Annotated in this window: 12 protein-coding genes, 1 tRNA gene and 6 pseudogenes; 7 read left to right on the top strand and 12 right to left on the bottom strand. The window is 41.1% G+C overall.

Going from position 1 to position 25,836, the window contains the following annotated elements; translation table 11 throughout:
• Positions 1-105: 105 nt before the first annotated feature.
• From DXA05_RS18600 to DXA05_RS18560, 8 genes and pseudogenes are all read right to left on the bottom strand, one after another.
• A pseudogene (locus DXA05_RS18600) lies at positions 106-687 on the bottom strand (two-component regulator propeller domain-containing protein); the annotation flags it as partial.
• A gap of 22 nt (positions 688-709) precedes the next feature.
• Positions 710-2,016, bottom strand: a pseudogene (locus DXA05_RS18595) (IS5 family transposase).
• 424 nt (positions 2,017-2,440) lie between these two features.
• Entirely contained in the window at positions 2,441-4,966 is a 2,526-nt protein-coding gene (locus DXA05_RS18585) for a family 20 glycosylhydrolase (protein WP_121960137.1), read from the bottom strand.
• 7 nt (positions 4,967-4,973) lie between these two features.
• The gene (locus DXA05_RS18580) at positions 4,974-6,047 is read right to left on the bottom strand and encodes a cellulase family glycosylhydrolase (protein WP_117684667.1); all 1,074 of its coding nucleotides are present in this window, start codon (positions 6,045-6,047) and stop codon (positions 4,974-4,976) included.
• A 34-nt stretch (positions 6,048-6,081) separates the two neighbouring features.
• Positions 6,082-7,560, bottom strand: a complete 1,479-nt coding sequence (locus DXA05_RS18575; RefSeq protein ID WP_117684665.1) for a BACON domain-containing carbohydrate-binding protein — start codon at positions 7,558-7,560, stop codon at positions 6,082-6,084.
• Positions 7,561-7,606: 46 nt separating this feature from the next.
• Complete coding sequence (locus DXA05_RS18570; RefSeq protein ID WP_128859477.1) at positions 7,607-9,022, bottom strand: DUF5125 domain-containing protein; 1,416 nt, start codon at positions 9,020-9,022, stop codon at positions 7,607-7,609.
• Entirely contained in the window at positions 9,022-10,665 is a 1,644-nt protein-coding gene (locus DXA05_RS18565) for a RagB/SusD family nutrient uptake outer membrane protein (protein WP_022200212.1), read from the bottom strand. The genes DXA05_RS18570 and DXA05_RS18565 overlap by 1 nt, the downstream gene beginning before the upstream one ends.
• A 32-nt stretch (positions 10,666-10,697) precedes the next feature.
• The gene (locus DXA05_RS18560) at positions 10,698-14,114 is read right to left on the bottom strand and encodes a SusC/RagA family TonB-linked outer membrane protein (protein WP_004310626.1); all 3,417 of its coding nucleotides are present in this window, start codon (positions 14,112-14,114) and stop codon (positions 10,698-10,700) included.
• 327 nt (positions 14,115-14,441) lie between these two features.
• Here DXA05_RS18560 and DXA05_RS18555 point away from each other — a divergent pair, with 327 nt between their 5' ends.
• On the top strand, positions 14,442-15,029 hold the full coding sequence (locus DXA05_RS18555; RefSeq protein WP_004310625.1) for an RNA polymerase sigma-70 factor: 588 nt from the start codon (positions 14,442-14,444) through the stop codon (positions 15,027-15,029).
• Between the two features lie 53 nt (positions 15,030-15,082).
• On the top strand, positions 15,083-16,126 hold the full coding sequence (locus DXA05_RS18550; protein WP_004310624.1) for a FecR domain-containing protein: 1,044 nt from the start codon (positions 15,083-15,085) through the stop codon (positions 16,124-16,126).
• 152 nt (positions 16,127-16,278) lie between these two features.
• Here DXA05_RS18550 and DXA05_RS18545 read toward each other — a convergent pair.
• Positions 16,279-18,476 (bottom strand): annotated as a pseudogene (locus tag DXA05_RS18545) (GH92 family glycosyl hydrolase).
• A gap of 32 nt (positions 18,477-18,508) precedes the next feature.
• Positions 18,509-19,782: pseudogene (locus DXA05_RS18540) on the bottom strand (histidine-type phosphatase).
• 230 nt (positions 19,783-20,012) lie between these two features.
• Between DXA05_RS18540 and sppA the strand changes: the two are divergent.
• From sppA to DXA05_RS18515, 5 genes and pseudogenes are all read left to right on the top strand, one after another.
• A pseudogene (sppA, locus tag DXA05_RS18535) lies at positions 20,013-21,790 on the top strand (signal peptide peptidase SppA).
• Between the two features lie 10 nt (positions 21,791-21,800).
• Positions 21,801-22,931 carry a tetraacyldisaccharide 4'-kinase gene (gene lpxK, locus DXA05_RS18530; protein ID WP_004298941.1) on the top strand — a complete coding sequence of 377 codons (1,131 nt, stop codon included), beginning with the start codon at positions 21,801-21,803 and terminating at the stop codon, positions 22,929-22,931.
• Positions 22,888-23,696: pseudogene (locus DXA05_RS18525) on the top strand (purine-nucleoside phosphorylase). The gene lpxK and the pseudogene DXA05_RS18525 overlap by 44 nt, the downstream one beginning before the upstream one ends.
• A gap of 16 nt (positions 23,697-23,712) precedes the next feature.
• Positions 23,713-24,750 (top strand): thiamine-phosphate kinase, encoded by a 1,038-nt coding sequence (gene thiL / locus DXA05_RS18520; protein WP_004298938.1) that lies wholly within the window; start codon positions 23,713-23,715, stop codon positions 24,748-24,750.
• 160 nt (positions 24,751-24,910) lie between these two features.
• A tRNA-Phe gene (locus tag DXA05_RS18515) sits at positions 24,911-24,983 on the top strand.
• An 82-nt stretch (positions 24,984-25,065) separates the two neighbouring features.
• On the opposite strand, the gene DXA05_RS18510 is transcribed toward DXA05_RS18515, so the two are convergent.
• Positions 25,066-25,272, bottom strand: a complete 207-nt coding sequence (locus DXA05_RS18510; RefSeq protein WP_004307025.1) for a hypothetical protein — start codon at positions 25,270-25,272, stop codon at positions 25,066-25,068.
• A gap of 52 nt (positions 25,273-25,324) precedes the next feature.
• The gene (locus DXA05_RS18505) at positions 25,325-25,810 is read right to left on the bottom strand and encodes a cold shock domain-containing protein (RefSeq protein WP_004307024.1); all 486 of its coding nucleotides are present in this window, start codon (positions 25,808-25,810) and stop codon (positions 25,325-25,327) included.
• Positions 25,811-25,836: the final 26 nt, after the last annotated feature.

The raw sequence follows: 25,836 nt of genomic DNA, 5'->3' as shown, positions 1-25,836 counted from the left end.
GAAGACTTCTGTCAATAGGAAAAGGAAGAAGGCTGGATGGAGTGATGAGTATCTAGCTAATTTGATAAACAACTTTATTAAAGCGTTTTAACTCGTGCGTTTTCCCTGATGCACTGGAGCGATGCTTTCCAACGCTTCATCAGGAATCACCTTTAACTTCCCTTCTTCTATTCCGGCACGAAATAAACCACTTCCCGTACCTATAAAAAAATGGTTACCATCTGTCTGTTCAATGGTAGTTATTTCACCGTCGACCGGCACCGACATATGTAACACTGTTCCGGTATGGGTATCATACCAGGTAATGCTATCTTTACAGCACAACCATATACGGTCATTTTTGTCCAAATAACCATAATTCAGAAATGCTTGCGACTTATTTCTGATCAGTTCCGGATGCACATAAGCCAGTTCAAACTTGTCATGCTGCGAATCATACCTAAAAATACGACCTTTCTGACCAATTACCCATAATACATTTCCGTTGTCCATATAAAGCCAATTCAAGGCAATCCGTGAATCCAACGTCATGTTATCGTCTGAAAAGTTGTAATGCTTGATATGTTTGCCATCATAACGGTCTATCCCTTCTTGAGTCAGAAACCACATATACCCCCGTCGGTCTTTTTGGATATGGTATATTTTCTGATTATTCAACCCGTCTTCCAGTCCTATGTACTTATAAATCTGTCCCTTACTTAGTCGTCCCTTAAAAAGTACTCATCTGCGGGATATTGCAAGAAAACAGTGTCCCGCAGATTTTTTCAACAAGTAGCCAAAGAACCCTCATGGCTCTTTTGAAGTTGTACGCTGCTGCGGCTAAGAGCAGATTGACAACATCCCCGAACACACCTTTATAAAAGTTGCGTCCTAAACGAAAGTCTGATTTCAAATGCCCGATAGTCGGCTCTATTCCTGCACGCTTGCAGAATAGCTTATGTTTCTTCTTGCGTGTGTAATAACTGTCTTTCCTGTTTGGAACATCGGGTATCAGTATCCCGGTGCCGCCCACCTCTTTCTTTCCTCTGTACCCCCTGTCCCCGGCCAACTTCCTGATCTTCTTTCCGGTAATGCGTTCCACCTGCCTGAGGGATTCTTCAATGGTATGCCCGTCATATTCATTCCGGAAAGACTTGGCACCCAGTATGACACCGGTAATTGAGCGGACGATTGAAACCTTGTTGCCGAACTCGTATTTCTTATGTTCTTTCCCCTTGCTGATACACTGCACCTCCGGTTCATGCAGGGAATAGATTTTCCCGGGAGAATTGCGCTTCTGTGAAAGCACCCGCTCAAAGAGGTCGAGCAGGGAGTCGTAGCCGTGGTTTTCTTTCAGGTTGCGCCTCAGTTCCCTGACAAGCCTTCCCGCAATGGTGCGCAGCCGCTTGTCCGCTTTCAGGGCCTTGCCACGGTTCTTGGGGTGGTTACGGAAACGCTGGTCACGGTAGATCTTCTTGAGGACAAAGGTATAGCTCTGGCGCAAAGGAAGCCTAAGGATTTTACGACAGACAACACTTTGCGGACTATCTTTTTATGCAACTTCGCATCCGTGGGATAAGTCACGTTCTTTTCCTGTACCGTGGAATCGATGAAGGCCGTGCAGTGATGGTCCGGGCCGTCGTCCTCCTGATTGACGCGGATACTTTCTGACAGAATCAGTTCCATGCCATTTTCTCCGACACGCTTACGGAAGTGTACCAGTTCGCTTGCATTGCAGGGATAGGAAGGCGTGAATTCCAACATACCGCAAAAGTACTGGTAATAAGCATTCTCGCTCCATTGTTCAACAACCGATTCATCGGACAGGTTACGCACGTGCTTAAGAATCAGAAGTCCGCACATCAGGCGGATGGGTTTGGCCGGACGACCGTTGACGGCACAGTATAGCGGGGAGAAAGCTTCTTCAAAACGGCGCCAGTCTATCTTATTGGCAAGCAGGTATAAGGGATGCCTGGGATTCAGCTGGTCTGTCAAAGAGCTGAACAAGGAGGGCTGAGGGGTGGTCTTGTTTATCATAATAATCTGCAAGTTTTCAACCATAAAGATACAAAAACTTGCAGATATATCAAAGCAATTTATATATTAATATGTTGATTATTAGGCGTAAAAGCACATTCTAAGGGGCGACTACTTACAGTACAATTAATGAGAAGAAGTACAAACAAAAAGAATCCTCTCATTTTTACAAAATTACTCATGTCTTTCACTAATATTCAAAAAATACTCTGCAAAAATATGAAAAAATTAATTAAAACGCAAGTCGAAAAATGTATTCATATTTCAACCATCAATTAATATTAATAGTCATATTTCCAGTTTTAAATTTGTTGAATATTGTAAAGAAGAGCTAGAATTTCAGCAGCCCCTTAATATGTAAAATTTCATAAATGCATAAATAAAAGCTATTCTAACATTATTAAAATAGCTTTTTATTTATATATCATCTATTAAACAATACGGTAGTTACACTCTCTTTTCCTAGATAAAAAGACTTTGCTTTTATCAGTGGAGCATTGCATACTACCGGAGTTTGCCATTCTATGGAACTTTCCGTAGGCTCACTTCCATCGGTTGTGTACCGGATTACCGCATTGGGGATGGCAGTATTAGCCAGTAGTAATCCATCCCTTGTCATAATACCGGGAGGAGACACCCGGAAATTTATTCCTCGCTTTGCCAAACGTGGCAACTCATAATCTATAATACCGGCATTGTATTTCCGTTTGGCATCCATATATACTTTGCCGTCCGGAGATAATGCCCACGATGGTTGAACATTCCAAGCACGTTCTGCCAATCCGAAGACTTTTGGGAAAAGATAATATTCTACCTGTTCAAAACTACGGATTGTTTCCGACCATATTTGTCCGGATAGACCTTTGATATTCTGATAACCTTCCTTTGTCAAGGGTTGTTTTCCGTTTGAAGCTGCTTTCACATCAACAGGTTCACCTTTCAAATTCCGTCGTAAAGACTTATAAATATCAAAAGGCAACATATCAAACGTCACATATTCATCCACATAACCGCCCCAACGCAATCCCGGTTCCTCCACATGATAGCAATAGGCCATATCCAAATAGAAGTTACCCACATTACAGAGTATAATCGGGTAGCCCGCATTAGCTAGCTTATACGGTACTTCATCCCCACCCTGCTCCGGAATGGTGTTCCAGCAATAATTTAATACCTTACTGTTTCTGAAATGTTCGTTAACGGTATTATCAGGATTCATAACAATGTCCTGCCATCCGACTGCCTGTATGTTACGTTTGTCCAGCATTTCCAATATTTGTTCCAGAAAATAATCCTTCAGATCCCGTATCTTAGTCAGTCCGTTCTCTTGCATAAAAGTGCGGCAGATAGAAGAACCTTCCCAAATACCTTCTGGTACTTCATCTCCACCCACATGGAAAGCAGTCAGTTCTACTCCTGCATCCTGATACATCTGCACGATTTCGTCAATCACTTTTTCAAGAAAATGATAAGTGGAAGGCATGGCAACATTAATCACATTGTCTGTGAAATTTTGTGCCGACAGATATTGGGAAGTATCTGCAAAGTCAGTCAAAAGATATTCTTCCGCTTTCGATTGGTCTGTATCTATATATTTCTGATAACGGGCATTCATGGCTTTAATCGCTGCCCGGGAATGTCCGGGAATGTCTATTTCGGGAATAACTCTGATATGCCTTTCTTTCGCATATTTCAGAATATCCATGAAGTCACTGCGAGAATAATATCCATTGGCCAATGAAGTAGTATCTGTCTCATTCCATCCCCAGGCATACGCAGGATAAAGACATGTCTGTTCATCTATGGTATGTCCTCTGCGAGAAGCTATTTCTGTCAATTCCTCCAATCCGGGTATTTCCACACGCCAGGCCTCATCGTCACTCAAATGCAAATGCAGTACATTCATCTTATAGAATGATAATATATCGATCAGTTTCAGCAGGTCCGCTTTCTTTGTAAAGTTGCGGGCTACGTCCAACATAATTCCCCGATGCCCCATGTCCGGATAATCGGTTATATGAAGATTAGGTATCGGAGAAGAAGTTAGTTCCATGTTATCTAATAAGGCAAGCAATGTTTGACAAGCATTAAATATGCCATGTGTATCACTAGCTTTCAAAGTCAACCGGTTATTCTTTATCACGATTTCGTAATATTCATCGGGATATTGACAGGTAATAGGAACCTCCATTTTCTTCAATTCAATGATTGTTTCTTCATCCTTATCGGAAACGCTGCATCTTAATAATGAAGTCAATTGACTTTTCAATAAAAGAGCTTCCTCTTTAAACGCATCATCAAACTTCAGACAGACTTTTTGAGAGAAAGAAGAAACACCGCCCGTCTTTTCCACTTTTTTAGGAGCAGGAAAAAGAGAAAGCATATCACAATCTACCGGTTTGCTGAAATCATCATTCTGCTTATAGAAATAATTTCCATCTGCATAGGGAAAGCTGTTCCTCGAGCTAACCCATTGGGTATCGGGCTTAAAAAGCTCGATCTCGATGGGGACATTTTGCGGTTGTAACGGTTTTCCTTTTTCATCGGTAGTTACCATATAAGCCCCTTCAGGAACCGAGGACACATTAATCACATTTCCTTCACTCAATATGGTAAAAGTGATTGTTTCACCCGGTGGCAATGCCTGGTAGTGTTCAGTGGGGTACATTTTATAGTAAGTCGAACCCAAACATTCAATTTCCAGCGGTGCATTAATAGGTTGCTGATAATAAATAGGTGTCTGATTAAAATAGATCACCCAATTATTAGTCAGAGATTTATCCCCATTATTCGTCAGGCAGAATGTATTCTTAAAATATCTGGCTTCCACACTATCTTTTTCCAGTTTCCATGTTAAGGATAGCTGTGAGGAAGGGGGCTGTTTACCAGCCCCGCAACCAAACAGGCATATCCCCAACATCATTATCCATATATTCCTCATAGTTATCATAAGGGAATTATTTAGTTAATGAACGAATACATTCCACCTCTTCTGCCGAATAAGGAGTTCCATCACTACGGAATATATCGTGGAACCACAATGGAGGTTCAACAACATCAGGCAATGGAGTATCCCATGCAAAGATCGTATTTGTTTTTCCGGCTACAAGGCCCCAGTTGATTGCACCGATATTTTCTCTCTTCAGCATTGGCATAATATCCTGGAAAGTACTATTTTGAGTACGTGCCATATATTCTGTACAAATCATCGGGCGACCGTATTGCTTCAATGTATCAATGAGTTGCTGATGCGAATTCACGCCTTCATACGTGTGGTATGTTATCACATCCGAATTTTCCAATTGGAACTTATTCAGATTAGTCAGACTCATATCCCAAACTCCGGCCGACAGAGGTTGTGACGGATTCACCGTTCGTCCCCACGTAAATATTTTCTGCAATAACGGCAAACTTCTTTCACCGTATCTATATCCTCCCGAACCTCCGGGTTCATTATATAAGTCCCATAATACGATTCTCTTATCATCCTTAAAGGTAGTCAGGATATCTTTCACATAGCTTTCCAATATCGGAAGTATCACTGCCGTATCGCCTTTATAATACAGATCACCCGGGTCACGTGCCCATCCCGAATTGTGTACTCCCGGCTGTGGTTCCGGCTGTTTGCCAGCCTGATATACAGGATTCCAACAATCATCCAGGAAGACGAAGATGGTAGAGATATGATGCTTGTCGGCAATAGTAAGGTATTCATTGATACGTTTCTTAAAGCCTTCCTTATCTGTTTCCCAAACCAGGTGATGCAAATATACGCGCATACAGTTCATGCCTATTTCTTCCGCCCACCCCAGTTCACGATCAATAGTCACCGGATCAAAAGTATCTGCCTGCCACATCTCCATTTGGTTGATTGCCGTGCTTGGAATAAAATCGCATCCACGAAGCCATCCCCATTGTTTATACCACTCATTAGCCTGCTCTTTCGTCCAGACCTCACGAACAGAGACAGTTTTCTGGTTGCAGGCAATCAACATAACACCAATAAAAAAGGAAAGTAATATCTTTTTCATATAATCGTTTTACTTTATCAAATTAAAAATCTTTTTATTTTCTCCACGTAAATATTACCATATCACCCGGTTCGACTGCTATCGTAGAGCCGTCCGGAGTAGTCGTTGAACCATTTTTCAACACTCTGCTAACAGAACTATCCACATCGATAGACAGGTTCATCACATTACGAAAATCTCTATTTACTACCACAAGATATTGATTACCACCTTTCTCCAGGACAGAGACAACCGCACCTGTATCACTCGTAGTCAATGATTTTATAGGAGTCGGCAGACTTCCCAAAGCCTTCGTGCCTTCAGGTATTTCACTTCCGGTGTGAGATACAGAAATAACCTGTGCTCCCAAGAATATACCTGCAAGCTGTTGTACTTCCTGATTAACAGTCTTGACCAAATCATACACTTCAGTCGGTTCGTCATGTTGAAGTCCGCGATAGGTAAAATACTGGATTGCCTGCGCACCATAAGCTAAATCACTGAAGACTTGTAATCTCAACTCGGGCAATGTCGGTATCTTATAAAAATGAGTTTCATCAAGCTTATGGGAAAGTGCAAGTGCAAATGCCCAGAACGGCTTATTATTCTCTTTAGCAGCAGCCGATATTTCTTCCAGATTCCGATACCAGTCCGGACGGACAATGCTGGGAGCACCATTTATAGATACAATAGGATAATTGTCAAACGAAATAAACGGAACAGGGACTTGTTCTATAAACGACTTTACATTTTCAGAATAAAGTTCTTTCCCCCATGCCCAATTGGGGTACAAGTTTATATAACAAGGATGATGACTGTCGATGGTTTTAATCTTCTTCACCAATTCGCCCAAGCCCGGCAAATCATTCACTTCCGGTTCATCCTTCAAATGGTAAGCATACAAAGCCGGATGATTCATCATCGCTTTTACGACCTCTTCGGCAGTAGCAACAGACAAGAGATCCTTACAAGAAGTTATCATTTTCACTCCGGTCTTCTGTGCGGCGTCAAGCACCTTCAATGTTGTTTCCAAATCATCGTACCATCCCAGATAAATATTAATGCCGGATGCTTTCATCACCGGGAATTTCTCCAGCGGCTTGTCTGCTTCCACTCCGGTCCATGCTATAATCGGGAATTCTCCATCAGTTGTAGGGATATAAGAATTACCCTGAATGATCTCAATTTCTTGTGTCTTTACTCCATTAGGTACTACGCGGAATACAGCCGTACGTCCGGTTCCTGTATTTGCATTTGCAGTAATTGTCACAGTTCCGTTTCCACTTCCTTTGGTCGGTGAGATGGTAACCCAAGACTGATCCGTCTCGTTTACAAATTTCCATTCCGTATTAGACTTTATCGAATAAACCTCCGTAAAACCGTCATTACCGATCTGTAACTTCTCCAAATTCCCGGAAATAGAAAAAGAGGCTTTCTCCGGATCCATCGAACAAGACATTAATAACATTGGCAACATCGAGAAAAAGAACGTAACCAGAAATTTCTTACTATATGTTTTCATTGATATATACATAATTCTATTGAATATTAAATTAAAGACTATTAATCATGCCCCCCTCTTAATTGTAAGGAGTCAATCGTATCACTTCACTGGCTTTATCAATATGTATTGTATAAAGTCCGGCTTTAAAATCAGGACCGGGAATCAAATCACCGGGAGCGTTTCTCGTTATTAGGTTAGCAGGCTCAACCGTATATAGATTCTTCGTGTCCTCCTCTTGCGCCCAACCATATCCCCGATAGAACTTAAATCCCATAGTTTGGTCAATGTAAACGACTGCTTCAAAGGCACTTGTACCGACCTTTTTAAAGAAGAACCATTGGTGAGGATATGCGAAGTCCCAAGCAAGCGTAGCCACATAAGGTTCGCGTGGAAATCCGACTCCAGTACCGAGAATATACATTACCTCCGGATAAAAAACATCCCGCGGACGTTCCATATACATGAAACCATTTGATGTATTATATTTCAAGTTATAAAGTACCGACGGACCATCGAATTTTGCTTTGCTCCCTGAAACATCTTTAAAGAATTCCGGCCGGAGCATATTGGTGACATCACTACCAAAACCTATAAAATTAATCTTGGCACTTTCTACCAACTGAACATCCAACTGGACATATCCTCCTCCCACATCAAAGAAGCGGGACTTATCAATATCAATGCTGTATGTCAAAGTCTTATCAGCCAGAAAGCTCAACATATCAAAAGTGATATTCTCCAATGTATAACTCCCTACCTTAGGAGTCGGAATCGAAGTAGCTGCATCATCAGTCACAATCGCGATCTTATCGTCTGAATATCCCCATACCAAACCGGAATAATCAGGTTTATTATTTATTATCTTTTCGGCAACTTTAAAATGGTCGCCAATCCCTGCCAAATCCGCCGCACTCGTCCGGAAACTATAATCCGTTTCATTCTGACTCTCCTTGTCCATTTCATACACATTTCCCAAATCATCAACAAGGTATAATTGGGAAGGTGTTTCCGGACGGGTCACCGCCACACTTGCGGCCTCATCCAAAGTCAGAGTCGATTCATTGCCACCTAAATCGTTTACAGCTTTTATAGTCACCACAGGACGTCCATTCTGGAAACCGGCAACAAAAGGTAAAGTAGCTTCCTCTTCAATAACCGCAGAACGTCCGCTCAAGCCTTTAGACAAATTCAAGATTTCGGCTCCATCCATTGTCACTAATAATTGGAATGAAACCAAATCATTATATTCATCACTGACTTGTGCGGTGAACTTCACTTTATCACCAGCCGCCACAACCGTTTCACCATTCACTCCCCGCAATACGGCATTTTCTATTTTAGGTTTTGAAGGTGTAGGCCACTCCGGCCATTCACTTGGCTTACTAACATCATCTTTTGCACACGAAAGGAGCAATAACGACGACATGAATAATACATATATCTTTTTCATTTTTCTTAAGATCTCTAGTTTAACAATAATGAATGATGACATTAATTGCGAGCTGCCGCAAGATCCGCTTTCCATCCCTCACGTTCAAATGTCTGTACCAACACTTTTCCATAAGATTCCGAAGCTTGTTGAACCGCATAATTAGGAATAGGCACATATTGATGTGTAGGAGCCACTCCTTTGATCTTCGCTGTACGCTGCGCATACTGATTAAAACGGATGAGATCTATTTTACGCATCCCTTCATACAACATTTCATGTCCTCTTTCCGTAAGTAAAGCATCCAGGAAAGCTTCAACATTCGCTGTTGCCGATGACGGAAGCTCCCCCAGTCCAGCACGCTTACGCACCTCATTGACCGCAGCAATAGCGTCAGCAGACGGAGCTGCATTGTTTTTACGTACTTCGGCTTCCGCATACATGAGCAATACATCTGCCCAACGGGCTAACGGTATATCAGTCCCCTGAAAAGCCGTAGCTGTTTCCACCGGAAATTTATTAATGATAAACCCATCCCATGTAGTAGTATTCCGGTCAATCCAGGTTCCTGCAGTCGTATAATATTTAGTAAGGATCACTTCACGACGTTTGTCCGAAGGATCATACGTATCCCAAAATTTCGGAGACACGTTGAAAGTTTGTCCCCATCCCTGCCCTTGCAGATAGAAAGGAGTCGGATTTCCCTGATCGTCCACTCTGGCTGCATTATCGGGAGTAGCGAGCATCATCAGCGGATTAAAGTTGCCGGACTTATTCGTACCATCCGCCGTTTCATCACAACTGACAGCCATAATCACTTCCGAATTAAAGTTATTGGCATTTTTAAATTGCTCGATATAAGGATTGTCCCCTTTCTTGAAAAGACTATACCGTCCCTTCAACTCGTTATACATATCAATCGCTTTCTGATAATAACCGGACATATAATAGCCTTCATTCAGGCAATGCCGCATGATGCATACACGTGCATAGTCTTTATTGTAACGTCCCTGTTCCGGCTGCGTATCTGCAATATACTGATAAGCATACTCAAAGTCAGCCATAATCCACTCCGTCATTTGCTGCAATGTCGGACGTACCAGATTTTCCAGTTTTGAAGGATTAATCAGGTCGTTCGGATCGACAATCAAAGGAACAGGACCATATACATGCAATAGATAATACATCATCAATCCACGACAAAGACGGGCTTCAGCAATAAATTCTCTTTTACGCTCTTCAGAGACCACTTCGGTAGAAGCCTTCTCCAGTGTGCCGATCACATTGGTGAAGTAGGAAATCTCACTTACTTTCGGAAAGTGGTTCGGGTTTTCATCGCTTAATGTACCGCTTGCGTAATAAACACACTGACTGAAATCGGCTTTAGAAAGGAAATAATATCCGCCTCCCCAACCATTATTCCACACAGCCACCTCATCTGTCGGATAATCAAAGAACTTCAGTACACCTCCGGCAGGGATATACCAACCGTGCTGATTGCCACTTGTTCCGGCACCGATCCAATAGGTCCATGTTGTTGTAAAAGGCATATAGCAGGTCATCATAAATGATTCGTATTCGGCTTCAGTCACCGGATAATTAGAAACATTCAACGTGCCATACATCTTCGGATCAAAATTATCCTCACAACTGCACATGATAAATGCAATCATGACAAACACCTTAAATAATTTATTCTTGTTCATATTTTCAATCTTTTCTTTCGTTACAGGTTTTCTTAGAAACATATTTTTGCTCCGAAGGAGTATGTTCTCGTCATCGGATACTCCGCTTTGGAGCCGTCGCCACCCGTCTTTATTTCAGGATCGACACCTACAAACTTGGTAAAAGTAAACGGATTCTGACAGTCGACAAAAACTCTGATAGAACTCACATAATCACCTACTCTTCCCAGCTTCTTTCCTGAAAGGTTATATCCTAAAGTGATATTCCTGACACGTACGAACGAAGCATTCTGATAATCTTCCTCAAAACCTACGTTACCAGGCAAAGCGACAGCCTTTGTTGAAGCAATACCACGCCGGTTTCCATTCTGATTGGTTTGAGAATTCCAGATAGTATATACATATTTGTTCGAATTCTTGGGACTCGTGTAATACACATCTCCGACAAGTGCCCAACGATATGCATAGTTATAGCGTGTACGTCCGAATTGTCCATACATAAATACATCCAGATCAAAATCTTTGTATACAAATGTATTTCCAAAGCCTATGTGAATTTTTGGAAGTGTATTCCGCATCTTCACATCATCAATCGTTATTTTGTTATCCCCATTTGCATCCTTAATAATCGGATAACCGGGCTGTTGCGCATCTGCCGGCAAAGATTTCTGCGATTCGGGCATATTACTTTTATCTATGTTGATAACGCCTTCCGTTTCATAGTAATAATAAGCATTCACCGGTTCGTTCTTGCGGATTCGATATTCTTCATAATAATAGTTGGGCATCCGTTCTTTCCAAACGGCATTATGATGTGATAAGGTCAATTGTGAGGTCCACTTAAACACACGGGGGATTTCAAAGTTTAGTGAGTTGATAGTCGCATCCCATCCGTAACGTACATAATGTCCATAATTCATCGGGACGGAAGATGTCATACTAAGCGGAGAGGCAGAGTCATATCCCAGCAAGTTGGTTACATCATTGCGGAACATATCAAAACTTCCCCAGATTCTATCTTTCAGAACTGAAAAGTCTATACCTATATTTTTCATGGTAGTCTTTTCCCAGGTAACATTCGGGTAATCAGGACCGCTAAGCAGATAGGGTACATAAGTCACTGAATTGTTAGAGAACTTGATATATTGGGCTGCCAGACTGAAAGTGCCATAAAGCGAACTACCCAGATTATCATTACCTGTCTGTCCATAACTACCACGAATCTTCAACTGGTCAATCCATGATATATGCTTCATAAACGGCTCGTTAGATAATTTCCAAGCCAATGATACTGAAGGGAAATAGGCATATTTCTTTCCCGGGAAAAACTTATCCGTTCCATCGCGACGAATAGTAGCGGCAACTACATATCTGTCGAGCACATCCACACTTGCCCTGGCAAATTGAGAACGACGTTCATCGGCTGCCCTGAAAGAAGTCGGGTAGAAAGCGCCTTCCGCAGCTTCCACCTTATCAGCTGCAATGTGATCGTTAATCTGTTCGTAGTCAAGTTCAAGTCCATTTGAATCGTTCGTATATCTTCCCATACCGACTACGGCATCGACACGTAACAAATCTCCAAACTGTTTTTTGAAAGTCAATGTGCCTTCCATAGTTTGGTTTCTACGTTCAACATATCCCAAATGCCCTCTTGATTTATACATGTCCATAAAATATATATCAGAAGGAATATACAGATTACGATTAGCATTCTCCTTATTAATGCCATACATCAAACGGAAGGACAACATATCCTTGATTATATCCACATCGGCAGCAAAGTTTAGATAATAACCGCTTGTTTTAGTCCGGTCACTAACTTTTATCATTTCCGCCGGGTTAGGGTAATTTGAATATAAGGTAGGCTTTCCGTCCTCACCTCTGATTGGTAAATAAGAAGGATAAGTCAATGCTGATTGTATGGCATCGTACCCATTTCCACCACCACCGCCACCGGAAGTTGAGTTTGTATATTCATTTTCATTTACATTGACAATTGCTGTCAACTTAAGAAATGGAAGCAATTGTGAAGAAATGTTTGTCCGAAGAGCATAACGTTCCATAGCGGAGTTTTCTACCGTACCTTCCTGTTTGTAATAATTTCCGGACAGATAATATTTCAGCAGTTTAGAACCACCCGTAATTGTGATATTATGATTATTGATGCTACCATCCTTTAATACACAATCCAGCCAGTCTGTTGTTTGAGCGGCAGCTATCTGTTGAGGTGAGAATTGAGGTACCCATTTATTATCAAAAGGTTTATCACCATAAGGATACATACCGTTCGTAAATAAATAGTTTTCTTTATTGAAAATGTTGGCAACATTCATATATTCTTCCCCACTCAAAGGTTCCAGATACGGATAGTTTTTCACGATAGAATAATTTCCTTCATAAGTGATTTGGGGACGAGTTTCAGTACCTTTCTTTGTAGTGATTAAAACGACACCATTGGCTGCACCAATTCCATAAATGGAGGCAGATGCATCCTTTAACACTTCGATAGATTCAATATCGGCAGGATTAAGTCCGGCCAATCCCGAACGATTGATAGAGTTGGGCATAACCTGATTTCCGTTTCCAACCTCTAAAGAAGTGGAAGGCATCATTACGCCATCCACTATAAAGATAGGAGTACCTGCCCCACGAATTGAAAGGTCAACTGCTCCACCCGGTTGCGGGCTTGTCAACGTAGCTTCCAGTCCGGCAGCCCGCCCAAGCAACATCTGTGACATATTACTTGTTGCGGCTCGCGATATTTTTTCCGTTTTTACCGTTGCAATGGAAGTTGTCAGATTCTTACGGGTGGTCGTTCCATACCCCACCACAACAACTTCATCCAACTGTTTTGAATCCTCTTTCATCGTCACATTCAACGTCATCGGTCGGGTAATTTTCTGCGTATATGTAGTGTAACCTATTGAAGTAAATTTCAGTGTCGAGCCTTCCGGAACTTGCAACTGGTAATTGCCATCTATACCGGTAATGGTTCCTTGAGTAGCCCCTTCTATCATCACAGTCACTCCCGGAAGAACCTCTCCGGATTCGTCCACTACCTTTCCGGTCACTTTGACCGGCTGTTTGTTATCCTGTGGTTGAGATGAAACTTTGTTTAATACAATCTGACGTTTTTCAATCGTATAAGATACTCCTTCGCCTTTAAAAAGTTTATCCAGTACCAGAGTCATCCGTTCATTTTTCACAGTAATGCTTACTATACGGCTTACATCAACAATGTCTTTGTTGTATAAGAAACGGTATTCTGTCTGATTTTCGATACTAGTCAAGACCTCCTCTACAGTCACATTTTTCAGTCGCAATGTAATTTTGGCGGATTGTGCCAGGATAGGTATACTGATAGCTTGCAAAGCTATACAAAACAACCATATAGCACAGATTCTCCCCATTTTTACATTCGCAGGTACATTAATTCTCTTTTTCATTTTTCTAATTGAAATAAGTTTCATACCTTTACATGTTTGGTTATTGGTTCTACAAATAAGTTGATTAACGAATAACTGAATCTTTGGAAAGGAAGGTGAGTCAGACCTTCCTTTTTTTATCAGTTGTCGGAAGCTGAATTCACTGATTATGTCTTTCTCATGGCTTGTATTATTTAAAGGTTAATAAATGTGTTTTTCTCTCGTTTCTATCAATAAGACGTTTCTAAAAATAAAAGCCACATTGGATATCGCATTATTTTTTCATCTGCATTATTTTTTCTTCAAACTATCGTTTATCCCAAATAATCTTTCTATTTTTACCCCCGACAATAGAACCTTTACTACAATACTATGCCGAATATCCAACAACAGACTTCCGACGACCGTTTTCTGGTAATAGCACTAAAACAGGATGATAAACAGGCTTTTACCCGACTATTCCATGCTTATTATAAAGATTTGGTATTGTTTGGCGGTACTTACATTCCGGAGAAATCTACCTGTGAAGATATTGTACAAAATATCTTTCTCAAACTATGGAATGACCGGAAATCATTGGTAATTGAGAACTCACTAAAATCATATTTACTGAAAGCGGTCAGGAATTACTGTCTGGACGAATTACGCCATCGCAGGATTATAGATGAGCACATTGCTTACGAACTTAAATCGGATTCTATAGATATAGATACGACAGAAAACTACATACTATATTCTGATTTATGCCGGCAACTTAAAAATGCATTGGAACAATTACCTCCTCAAGAAAGAGAAGTGTTCGAGATGAGCCGATTAGAAAATATTAAATATCAGGAAATAGCCAATCGCCTGAATATCTCTGTCAGAACGGTAGAAGTACGTATCAGCAAAGCATTGAAGCAGCTCCGCATCTTATTAAAAGATTTTTATTTACTACTTTTTTTATTTCTTTTCCACTAATGAATGTGGGATTTTCTTTCTGAAACGTCTATTATATATAAGGTAAAATGCATATGATAAATAAAGATTCAGACATAGAATTTATAATCTCCAGATATCTCTCGAAAGAGGCTACACCAGAAGAAATAAAGGTACTGGATGATTGGATATCGGCTACTCCCGAAAACTATAGGAGCTTTCTATCACAAAAGAATGTGTGGGAAGTCAGTCACCCGGCTTTTAATCCGGAAGAGATAGATGTGGACAGTGCGCACAGAAAAGTAATGGAACAGATTCTCCATCAAAACCAGCCGGTTTCCGTTCGTCCTAAGTTGTCCTTCCTGCACTATTGGCAGCAAGTGGCAGCTATCTTGCTTCTTCCTTTACTGATATTATCTGCTTATCTTTATTTTAAACCCGCTTCTCAAATTGCAGAGACTTATCAGGAGTTATTCACTCCTTATGGCACTTGGTCGGTAGTTAATCTGCCTGACGGTTCTAAGGTTTGGCTAAATGCCGGAAGTTCTTTAAAGTATCCGACTCAATTCAATGATAAGCAAAGAGTTGTTTCGATGCAGGGTGAAGCCTATTTTGAAGTAGAATCCGATAAAGAGCATCCCTTCATCGTAAAAACCAAACAACTGACTGTAGAAGCTACCGGCACAGCATTCAATGTGAACGCATACGCTCCGGATCATGTAGCAGCAGTGACGTTAGTAAAAGGAAAGGTCGCAGTCACTCTTGACCAGAAAAAGACGATTTCCCTTTCACCGGGAGAGAAAATTGACTATAATCTGGCCACTTCTTTATATAACGTCAATAAAACCAACACTTATAAATGGTGCTCATGGAAAGATGGAATACTCATTTTTAGAGATGACCCGCTGGAATATGTATTCAAGCGTTTGGGACAGACTTATAACGTGGAATTTATTCTGAAAGACGCTGAATTAGGAAAGTATTCCTATAAAGCGACTTTTGAAGGTGAATCTTTAAATGAGATTTTGCGCTTGCTTGAAATGAGTGCACCTATTCGCTGTAAAGAGGTTAGTAATCGCAACACCAATAATGAGAAGTTTGAAAAGCAGCGTATAGAGGTGAGTAGGACTATGCAATAAAGGTAGTTTCAGTCTGTGTAAAACGCCGTTTCCGTATGTTCTGACAAGGGATAATTCTCAATACTATGAGAAAAAATACTCATAGGAATGAGAAAAAATTCTCACTGCGATGAGAAAAAATACTCATCGCAGTGAGAATGCTTGAGAATTTATTACTTCATCTTATACACCAGTGTACCACCTTTTACAATATCTTCATGCGAGATCGTTTTCTTTGTATATGGTTCGCCATTCAATGTAATACTATCTACATATTTATGTTCTTTCGACAAATTCTCCGCAATAATTGTGAAAGTCTTGCCATCGGCCAAATGCAAGGTCATCTTCGGCAACTGTGGAGCACCGAATACATATTCCGCACTTACCGGATCTACCGGATAGAATCCCATCGCACTAAGCATATACCAAGCAGACATCTGTCCGCAATCATCATTTCCGCAAAGTCCGTCGGGTTTGTTTTTGTATTGAGTATCAAATATTTCACGAACCAATTCCTGTGTACGTTCCGGACGACCAGCCAGTGCATACAAATAAGTCACATGATGGCTTGGTTCATTTCCATGAGCATATTGCCCGATTAATCCAGTAACATCTGCTAAACTTTCACCTTCTAGCTTAACCGTAAACAATGAGTCTAATTTATTCAAGAAAGGTTTTTCTCCCCCAAACAACTGGATTAATCCTGGAACATCATGTTGTACATGCCAAGTATATTGCCATGCATTTCCTTCCGTATAATCTCCACCGACACTTTCAGAATGTGCCAACGCACTTGGGTTAAACGGAGCTTTCCAAGTTCCGTCAGCTTTGCGCGGACGCATGAACTTCGTCTCCGGATCGAAAAGATTCTTATAATAGTCAGCACGTTTCGCAAAATAAGCGGCATCTTCCTCTTTACCCATACGACGTGCCATATCGGCAGCAGCATAATCATCATATACAGATTCTAAAGTGGAAGATACAGATTCTGCTTTTATCAGGTCTGTCGGGAAATAACCATATTTCGTATAAACCTCCCAATCAGACTTCAACGGATGAGATACAGTCTGCGTCTTCTTTATTATATTGAAAGCACGTTCAGCGTCAAAGCCACGGAATCCTTTGCGATAAGCCTCGGCAATGACTGATACGCCGTGATTACCAATCATACAGAAATTCTCTTTTCCCCACAATCCCCAAATAGGCAGGAAGCCTTGCACTTCACCCTGTTCGATGAGAGAATTCACAAAACCGTCCACACGCTCGGGAATCACCAATGTATAAAACGGATGAGCAGCACGGTAAGTATCCCACAAAGAGAATGTAGAATAGAAGGTTCCAGTTCCGGCTTTTACAATAGAGTCGGCGGCATTACGATACATACCATCTACGTCCGAAATTTGATTAGGCTGAATCAATGCGTGGTAGAAACAAGTATAGAAATTTGTCTTTTCATCATCGGTACCCTCTATTTCAATACGGCTCAAATAGTTATTCCATTCATTGTGGGCGGTAGCTCTTACTCCTTCAAAATCCCAGGCAGGAATTTCTGCTTCCAGATTCTTTTTAGCCCCGTCTATGCTGGTGGTGGAAAGAGCCACTTTCATCATCAGCTCGTCTCCCGGCTGCATATCAAAAGAGGCAATGATGCGTTTTCCTTTTTCTGTTTCGCCCATCGGAAGATAAAGTGAATCGACTACCGGACGGTTGAATTTCATCACAAAGAAATAATCCTGGTTGACCCATACCGTGTTATTGACATGTCCTGTCAGTGTTTGAGCATCTTCCCAGTTCACTTCACAACTGTTGACTTGTGAATGATATTGTTCTTCTCTCCATGCAGGGCCATGTTGCAAGTCAATCAATATAGAGGCAGAATCAGCCTTGTGATAAGTATAGCGGTGAAGGGCAGCATGGATAGAGGCAGTCAGTTCTGCTTTTACCTGTGGATCAGAGAGCTCTGCGGTGTAATATCCCGGAGTAGCCGCTTCTTTATCTTTAGAAAAATGACTACGATAAGCATCCCACGCACGGGCACGTGTGCCAGTGACCGGCATCACCAAAATATCACCTAAATCCATACATCCCGTTCCATTCAGATGTGTTTGAGTAAATCCCCAAATCAGGGAATCCTCATAAACATATTCAGAACAATAGCGCCAACCAACTGCTCCCGTCACAGGCTGGTCTGTATCATACCGAAAGGATAACATGCGCCGGGAAATGTATGCCCGTTGTCTGCGCCACCGATAAAGGTATTAACGTATTGAGTATAATCTTTTGTATCCGTCTTTTCAGCCGGAGTACAAGAAGAATAAAAAAACAAGCCTGCTGCCAGAGTTGCAGCCATAAAAGGGGTTTTTCTTCTCATGGTAAATATAATAATGTTAAGTTAATGTCGCATTATATATGCTGATATTTATCTAATTTTTCACGATAGTAGCTTTCTACATCTTTCCAGTGGTAATAAGGAGCTACGTCTGTTTTCACCGGTAGTTTAGCTTCCTTTTCATTAAGTAATACTTTTACCAATACATCGTTACTTCCTTTTTTATGGAAAAAGACGAATTGCACGTTACTAGCCATCGGGAAAATATCATACGCTCTCCATTGTTCGGATAACTTTTCTACGTCAGGGTAAGATTCTCCATAATGATTCAGTTCCAATAAAGCGACTAACGGTAACAGACAAGACTCATGACCAAATCTTAAAGTGGCCTGGTTCTTACCTTCTTTCAAAGCAGCATCTGCCCTATCTAAAATATTACGCAACAAGTCGGCTTCCCGATAGGGCATCAAACCATCCGTTACAGGAGAACAAGCGTGTGTCAGATACCAATATAAGTTGTTACAACTCCATAAATCATAACACTCTTCATCCGTGAAAAGAGAATATAGCTGCATATCTGTATCATGACTCTGCATATTACAAGCCAAATCAAAAAGACGTCTCATCAGGCGCGCTTCATCAACGTTTGCTTTTACATACGCTTCGTCTGTAAACAATGTTTCATCAACCGTTGCGGACGTACATGGGTAGCTTCAAAATCTTTCTGAACCTTCTTCACTTTATCGGAACTAGCTATTTTACTCAAATCCTTAGCAGGAGGATTCATGTAATACATATCATGGTAACTTGCATCATTCTTGATACATAGATTAGGATTCATCGCCTGCAATTGGAGGCATTCGGATGTCATGGATAATATACACCGGATGACAACTGTGGAACGGACATCCACTTCTGTTCCATCCGCAAATATCTGTGGGAAATTAGTATACATACGCTTTGCAATTCCTCTGTGTTGGCGTGCTCCCACCGAAGTCAGTTCACCAAGACGACCTTCCGCCATATCAGCCATGCGCAAAACAATATCCAGTGTGTTTTTACCTGTTGCAGTAAGTTTGTTTAAAGAGTCGGCTTTTAATAAAGTTTGCTTGGGGAAACGATAATCATTCGGATCAATCAAATACCGTGAACCATGACGCATATATGTGCTGATATAAAAAGGTTCGTACCCCTTAGGAGCAGCTGTCTGCTTGGCAGTAGGCGTGGGATATGCATAATAATTATTAGCGGATAAATACCGGTTTGCACGGATCTCTTCACGAGCAGTTTGTGCTTGTACCGTCCATACAAACAAAAGCAATAAAAGGATAGATGTGAGTTTTTTCATGATAGTATTATTCAATGTATTAATAGTTGTGCCACAAAATTAGAGATTTCTTCTCATTTAAAAGGATTTGATACAGACAAATATACTTAAATCTTAAATGAAGGAAGTTCCTATTTATATGGATTCGCTGTGATAAAACAAAAATTCGTACGACTTATTGAATAAATATCAACTCAATTATTTATCTTTGTTAGCTTAATAACAAGCTGGCGCAAAAAACAATAAGTATAATGAAAGATTTCTTGAAATTTACACTTGCCACGGTGACAGGTATCATTTTGTCAAGTATTGTATTATTTATAATCAGCATGGTAACGTTGTTTGGCATCATGTCTGCTTCGGACACGGAAACAATCGTAAAAAAGAATTCTGTAATGATGCTCGACTTAAACGGAACGTTGGTTGAACGTACGCAAGAAGATCCGCTGGATATTTTATCACAGTTGTTGGGTGACGGTTCTAACACGTACGGACTGGACGATATTCTTTCTTCCATCCAGAAGGCTAAAGAAAACGAAAATATTAAAGGGATTTATCTACAGGCAAACTCATTAGGCACCTCCTATGCTTCTTTGCAGGAAATCCGCAACGCACTGCTCGACTTCAAAGAAAGTGGAAAATTCGTTATTGCTTATGCAGACTCCTATACGCAGGGACTTTATTATCTTTCCAGCGCAGCCGATAAGGTGTTGCTCAATCCCAAAGGAATGATTGAATGGCGGGGTATCGCCTCTGCTCCCCTGTTCTACAAAGATCTGCTGCAAAAAATAGGAGTTGAGATGCAGGTGTTCAAGGTGGGAACTTACAAATCTGCCGTAGAGCCGTTTATTGCTACGGAAATGAGTCCTGCCAACCGCGAACAGGTTACCACATTTATCACTTCTATCTGGGGACAGGTTACGGAAGGGGTATCTACTTCACGTAATATTTCTGTAGACTCACTGAATGTTTATGCAGATCGCATGCTCATGTTCTATCCGGCAGAAGAGAGTGTAAAATGTGGATTGCTGATACTCTGATTTATCGCAATGATGTGCGTAATTATCTTAAGAAATTGGTAGAGATCAATGAAGATGATAATCTTCCTATATTAGGATTGGGCGACATGATGAACGTAAGGAAAAATGTGCCGAAAGATAAAAGCGGTAATATCGTAGCTGTTTATTATGCATCCGGTGAAATTACAGACTATCCGAGCTCTGCAACTTCCGAAGATGGGATTGTCGGTTCGAAAGTAATTCGTGACCTGCGCAAATTGAAAGATAATGATGATGTGAAAGCTGTTGTACTCCGTGTCAATTCTCCAGGTGGAAGTGCTTTCGCCTCGGAACAAATCTGGCATGCTGTGAAAGAGCTGAAAACAAAGAAACCGGTCATTGTCTCTATGGGTGATTATGCTGCGTCAGGAGGTTACTATATCTCTTGCGTTGCCGATACGATTGTTGCAGAGCCTACTACCCTGACCGGTTCTATCGGAATCTTCGGTATGATTCCTAATGTGAAAGGATTGACTGACAAAATCGGCTTAAGTTATGATGTCGTAAAAACGAATAAATACGCTGATTTCGGAAATATCATGCGTCCGTTTAACGAGGATGAGAAATCATTGCTTCAAATGATGATAACTGAAGGATATGATACCTTTGTAACTCGTTGTGCCGAAGGACGTCACATGACGAAGGAAGCTATCGAGAAGATTGCCGAAGGCCGTGTATGGACTGGGGAAACTGCTAAAGAACTGGGATTAGTAGACGAATTAGGTGGCATTGACAAGGCACTGGATATTGCTGTTGCAAAAGCCGGTATCGAAGGCTATACCGTTGTGTCTTATCCTGAGAAACAAGATTTCCTGTCTTCCCTGCTTGATACGAAACCGACGAATTATGTAGAATCACAATTACTGAAAAGTAAATTAGGCGAGTACTACCAGCAATTCGGTTTACTGAAAAATCTGCAAGAACAATCCATGATTCAGGCACGTATTCCGTTCGAACTGAATATTAAATAAACCGTAATACATGGACGAACACTTTATCAAGATACATAAGTGGCTCTACCCTGCCTCCTGGCTCTACGGAGCAGTGGTAATGATGAGAAATAAACTCTTTGACTGGGAAGTTCTTCAATCAAAGAGTTTTGATATACCTATTATCAGCGTGGGTAATCTCGCTGTAGGAGGGACAGGAAAAACTCCGCACACTGAATATCTGATAAAGTTTCTTTGTAATCAATATAAGGTAGCTGTATTAAGCCGGGGATATAAACGGCACACGAAAGGTTATGTATTGGCAACTCCGGAAAGTACGGCAAGAAGCATTGGCGACGAACCTTACCAGATGCATCAAAAATTCCCGTCTGTCACAGTAGCTGTCGATGAAAAGCGTTGTCATGGCATAGAAAAGTTGCTTGCACTGCAAAAGCCTTCAATAGATGTTATCCTATTGGACGATGCTTTCCAGCACCGATACGTCAAACCGGGATTGAGTATTCTGTTAACGGATTATCACCGATTATTCTGTGATGACACTTTGCTCCCCGCAGGACGGCTTCGTGAACCAATTAGCGGCAAGAATCGGGCGCAAATCGTTATTGTCACCAAATGCCCGCAAGACATCAAGCCTATTGATTATAACATTATCACGAAACGGCTGAACCTTTATCCATATCAACAGTTATTCTTCTCATCGTTCCGGTATGGTAACCTGCAACCAGTGTTCCCTACCATGTCTCCGGACACAAATGCAATTTCGACAAACCATGAGGTTGCTTTGTCCTCACTGACAAACACTGATATATTATTGATGACGGGAATTGCCTCACCTGCCCCTATTCTCGAAAGACTGGAAGGTTGTACCAAACAAATAGATTTACTATCGTTTGACGATCACCACAATTTCACTCATCGGGATATACAGCTTATCAAAGAACGGTTTCATAAACTGAAAGGAGAACACCGGTTGATTATTACCACCGAGAAAGATGCAACACGCCTGATTAACCATCCGGCTTTGGACAAGGAATTGAAACCATTTATCTACGCCTTGCCTATTGAAATTGAAATATTACAAAATCAACAAGATAAATTTAACCAACATATTATTGACTATGTTAGAGAAAATACAAGAAACCGCAGCTTATCTGAAAGGTAAGATGCATACCAGTCCGGAAACTGCTATTATACTAGGCACCGGGCTTGGCAGTTTGGCAAACGAAATCACCGAGAAGTATGAAATAAAGTATTCGGATATCCCCAACTTCCCGGTATCTACCGTCGAAGGTCATAGCGGTAAGCTGATTTTCGGCAAACTAGGCAATAAGGATATCATGGCTATGCAGGGACGCTTCCACTATTACGAGGGTTATTCGATGAAAGAAGTAACTTTCCCTGTACGTGTCATGCGTGAATTAGGTATCAAAACCTTGTTTGTATCCAATGCCAGTGGCGGTACAAATGCAGATTTCGAAATCGGTGACCTGATGATTATCACTGACCATATCAACTATTTCCCCGAACACCCGCTTCGCGGAAAAAATATCCCTTACGGACCTCGCTTCCCGGACATGAGCGAAGCATACTGCAAGGAACTGATTAGTAAGCTGACGAGATTGCCAAAGAAAAAGGAATTAAAGTACAACACGGAGTGTATATTGGTACGCAAGGTCCTACTTTCGAAACTCCTGCCGAATATAAACTATTCCATATCCTTGGTGCTGATGCAGTTGGTATGTCTACCGTTCCGGAAGTTATCGTAGCCAACCATTGTGGTATCAAAGTTTTTGGTATTTCCGTCATTACCGACTTAGGAGTAGAAGGAAAAATCGTAGAAGTAACACACGAAGAAGTTCAGAAAGCCGCTGACGCTGCTCAACCGAAAATGACCACGATCATGCGTGAACTTATCAACCGTGCCTAAACAATCATCCCGATTTATGAGAACTGAAATAGCATCTCTTGGTGAGTTTGGTCTGATTGACCGCCTCACCGAGGGAATCAAACTGGAAAACGAATCCAGCAAATATGGAGTGGGCGACGATGCCGCCGTTCTCTCCTACCCTTCAGAAAAGCAAGTACTGGTAACAACCGACCTGCTTATGGAAGGTGTGCATTTTGACCTGACTTATGTTCCCTTGAAGCATTTGGGATATAAATCAGCAGTAGTTAATTTCTCCGATATTTATGCCATGAACGGTACTCCCCGGCAGATTACGGTATCTCTTGGTCTTTCCAAGCGTTTCAGCGTGGAAGATATGGACGAACTTTATTCCGGTATCCGTCTGGCTTGCCAGCAATACAATGTCGACATTGTGGGAGGCGATACCACTTCTTCTCTGACAGGTCTTGCTATCAGCATTACTTGTATCGGCGATGCCGATAAGGATAAAGTAGTTTACCGTAATGGAGCCAAAGACACTGACCTGATCTGCGTCAGCGGCGACTTGGGAGCAGCCTATATGGGTTTACAACTTTTGGAACGTGAAAAAGTCGTATTGCAAGGTGATAAAGATGTCCAACCGGATTTCTCCGGCAAAGAGTATTTATTAGAACGCCAATTGAAACCGGAAGCGCGCAAAGATATCATTGAGAAATTGGCAGCCGCCAATATTGTCCCTACTTCTATGATGGACATTTCCGACGGCCTGTCATCAGAACTGATGCATATCTGCAAACAAAGCAATGCTGGTTGCCGCGTTTACGAGGAGCACATCCCAATCGATTATCAGACAGCTGTTATGGCTGAAGAGTTTAACATGAATCTTACGACTTGTGCCTTGAATGGTGGAGAAGATTATGAACTACTCTTTACTGTTTCCATCGCCGATCATGAGAAAATTTCACAAATGGAAGGAGTTCGTCTCATCGGACATATTACCAAACCCGAACTTGGCTGTGCATTGATTACCCGTGATGGACAAGAATTCGAACTAAAAGCACAGGGATGGAATCCATTAAAAGAAGATAAGCAATAGATTTCATCACATACCTGAAATATTTTCATCTTATACAACACTGATAATTAGCCGACTAACTTTTTATCAGTGTTTTTTATTTCCATAAGGCTTGCAGAATCCAAAAGTTTCACTACCTTTGCAACCGCAAAAGAGATATTACCGGACCGAACAAGCACGAGGTGCCATAGCTCAGTTGGTAGAGCAAAGGACTGAAAATCCTTGTGTCCCCGGTTCGATTCCTGGTGGCACCACTATCGATTCGGTAATAAAAAATCCTTGAACTTTTGAAGTTCAAGGGATTTTTTTATTCCTCGTATTGCAATTTGCAACCGCCTATACTTTAGAACTATGCAGTTTTTTATAAATCTCCACACGAGCATCTATTTCTGCTTGAGTCAAATGCGCAGGAAGTTCAATGGTAGTCCGCGGAGTTATTGCTACCAATACCATATCTCCCAAACCCTTTTTGTACTCTTTAATAACATTTTCAGTAAACTGACTGGATGAAATAACATCACGCATTATATTACCTTTTTTCATATCTCTAATTATTTTGTTTTTTATTTTACACACAAGCAGAATATACACTTCCCTATACAGGTTTAGATTGAGCTAAATCTTCCGATGTAGATTTGTTTTCCAAAGAGATATTGATCGCATTCATGCCTTTCACTCCACGCTCAAGGTCAAATGTTACGATATTATTTTCTGCAATATTGCCAATGACATTGTTTACATGAAAAAAGTATTTCTCAACACCTGAAAGGTCTTTAATAAAGCCAAATCCTCTTGACTCATTAAAAAACTCAACCCGTCCTCTCAAGATCGTTGGCTCCTCTTCTTCCTTTTTAGGAGTTGCTATAATTATTTCATCCGGATTAATTTCTTCCTTCTTTATATCCTCTGTCGGAGGAGTCGAAGTTATCATTCCGTTCTCATCTACATAGGCAATCATATCCTCAAAGCTATTTGAGCTGCCCGATAATTTCTTGCTTTCTTTCTTTTTCAGTTTTTCTTCTCGTTTAGCGAGTCTTTTCTTTTCATTTTCACGTTTACCAACTGTCATGGATTTTGCCATAGAATTTATATTTAGTTTTATATTAA

This window comes from Bacteroides sp. AM54-2NS, from assembly GCF_003602935.1.
In the GTDB taxonomy this organism is placed as follows: Bacteria; Bacteroidota; Bacteroidia; order Bacteroidales; family Bacteroidaceae; genus Bacteroides; species Bacteroides xylanisolvens.
The sequence above is the reverse complement of the archived record's forward strand: the minus strand, read 5'-3'. Positions and strand labels throughout refer to the sequence as shown.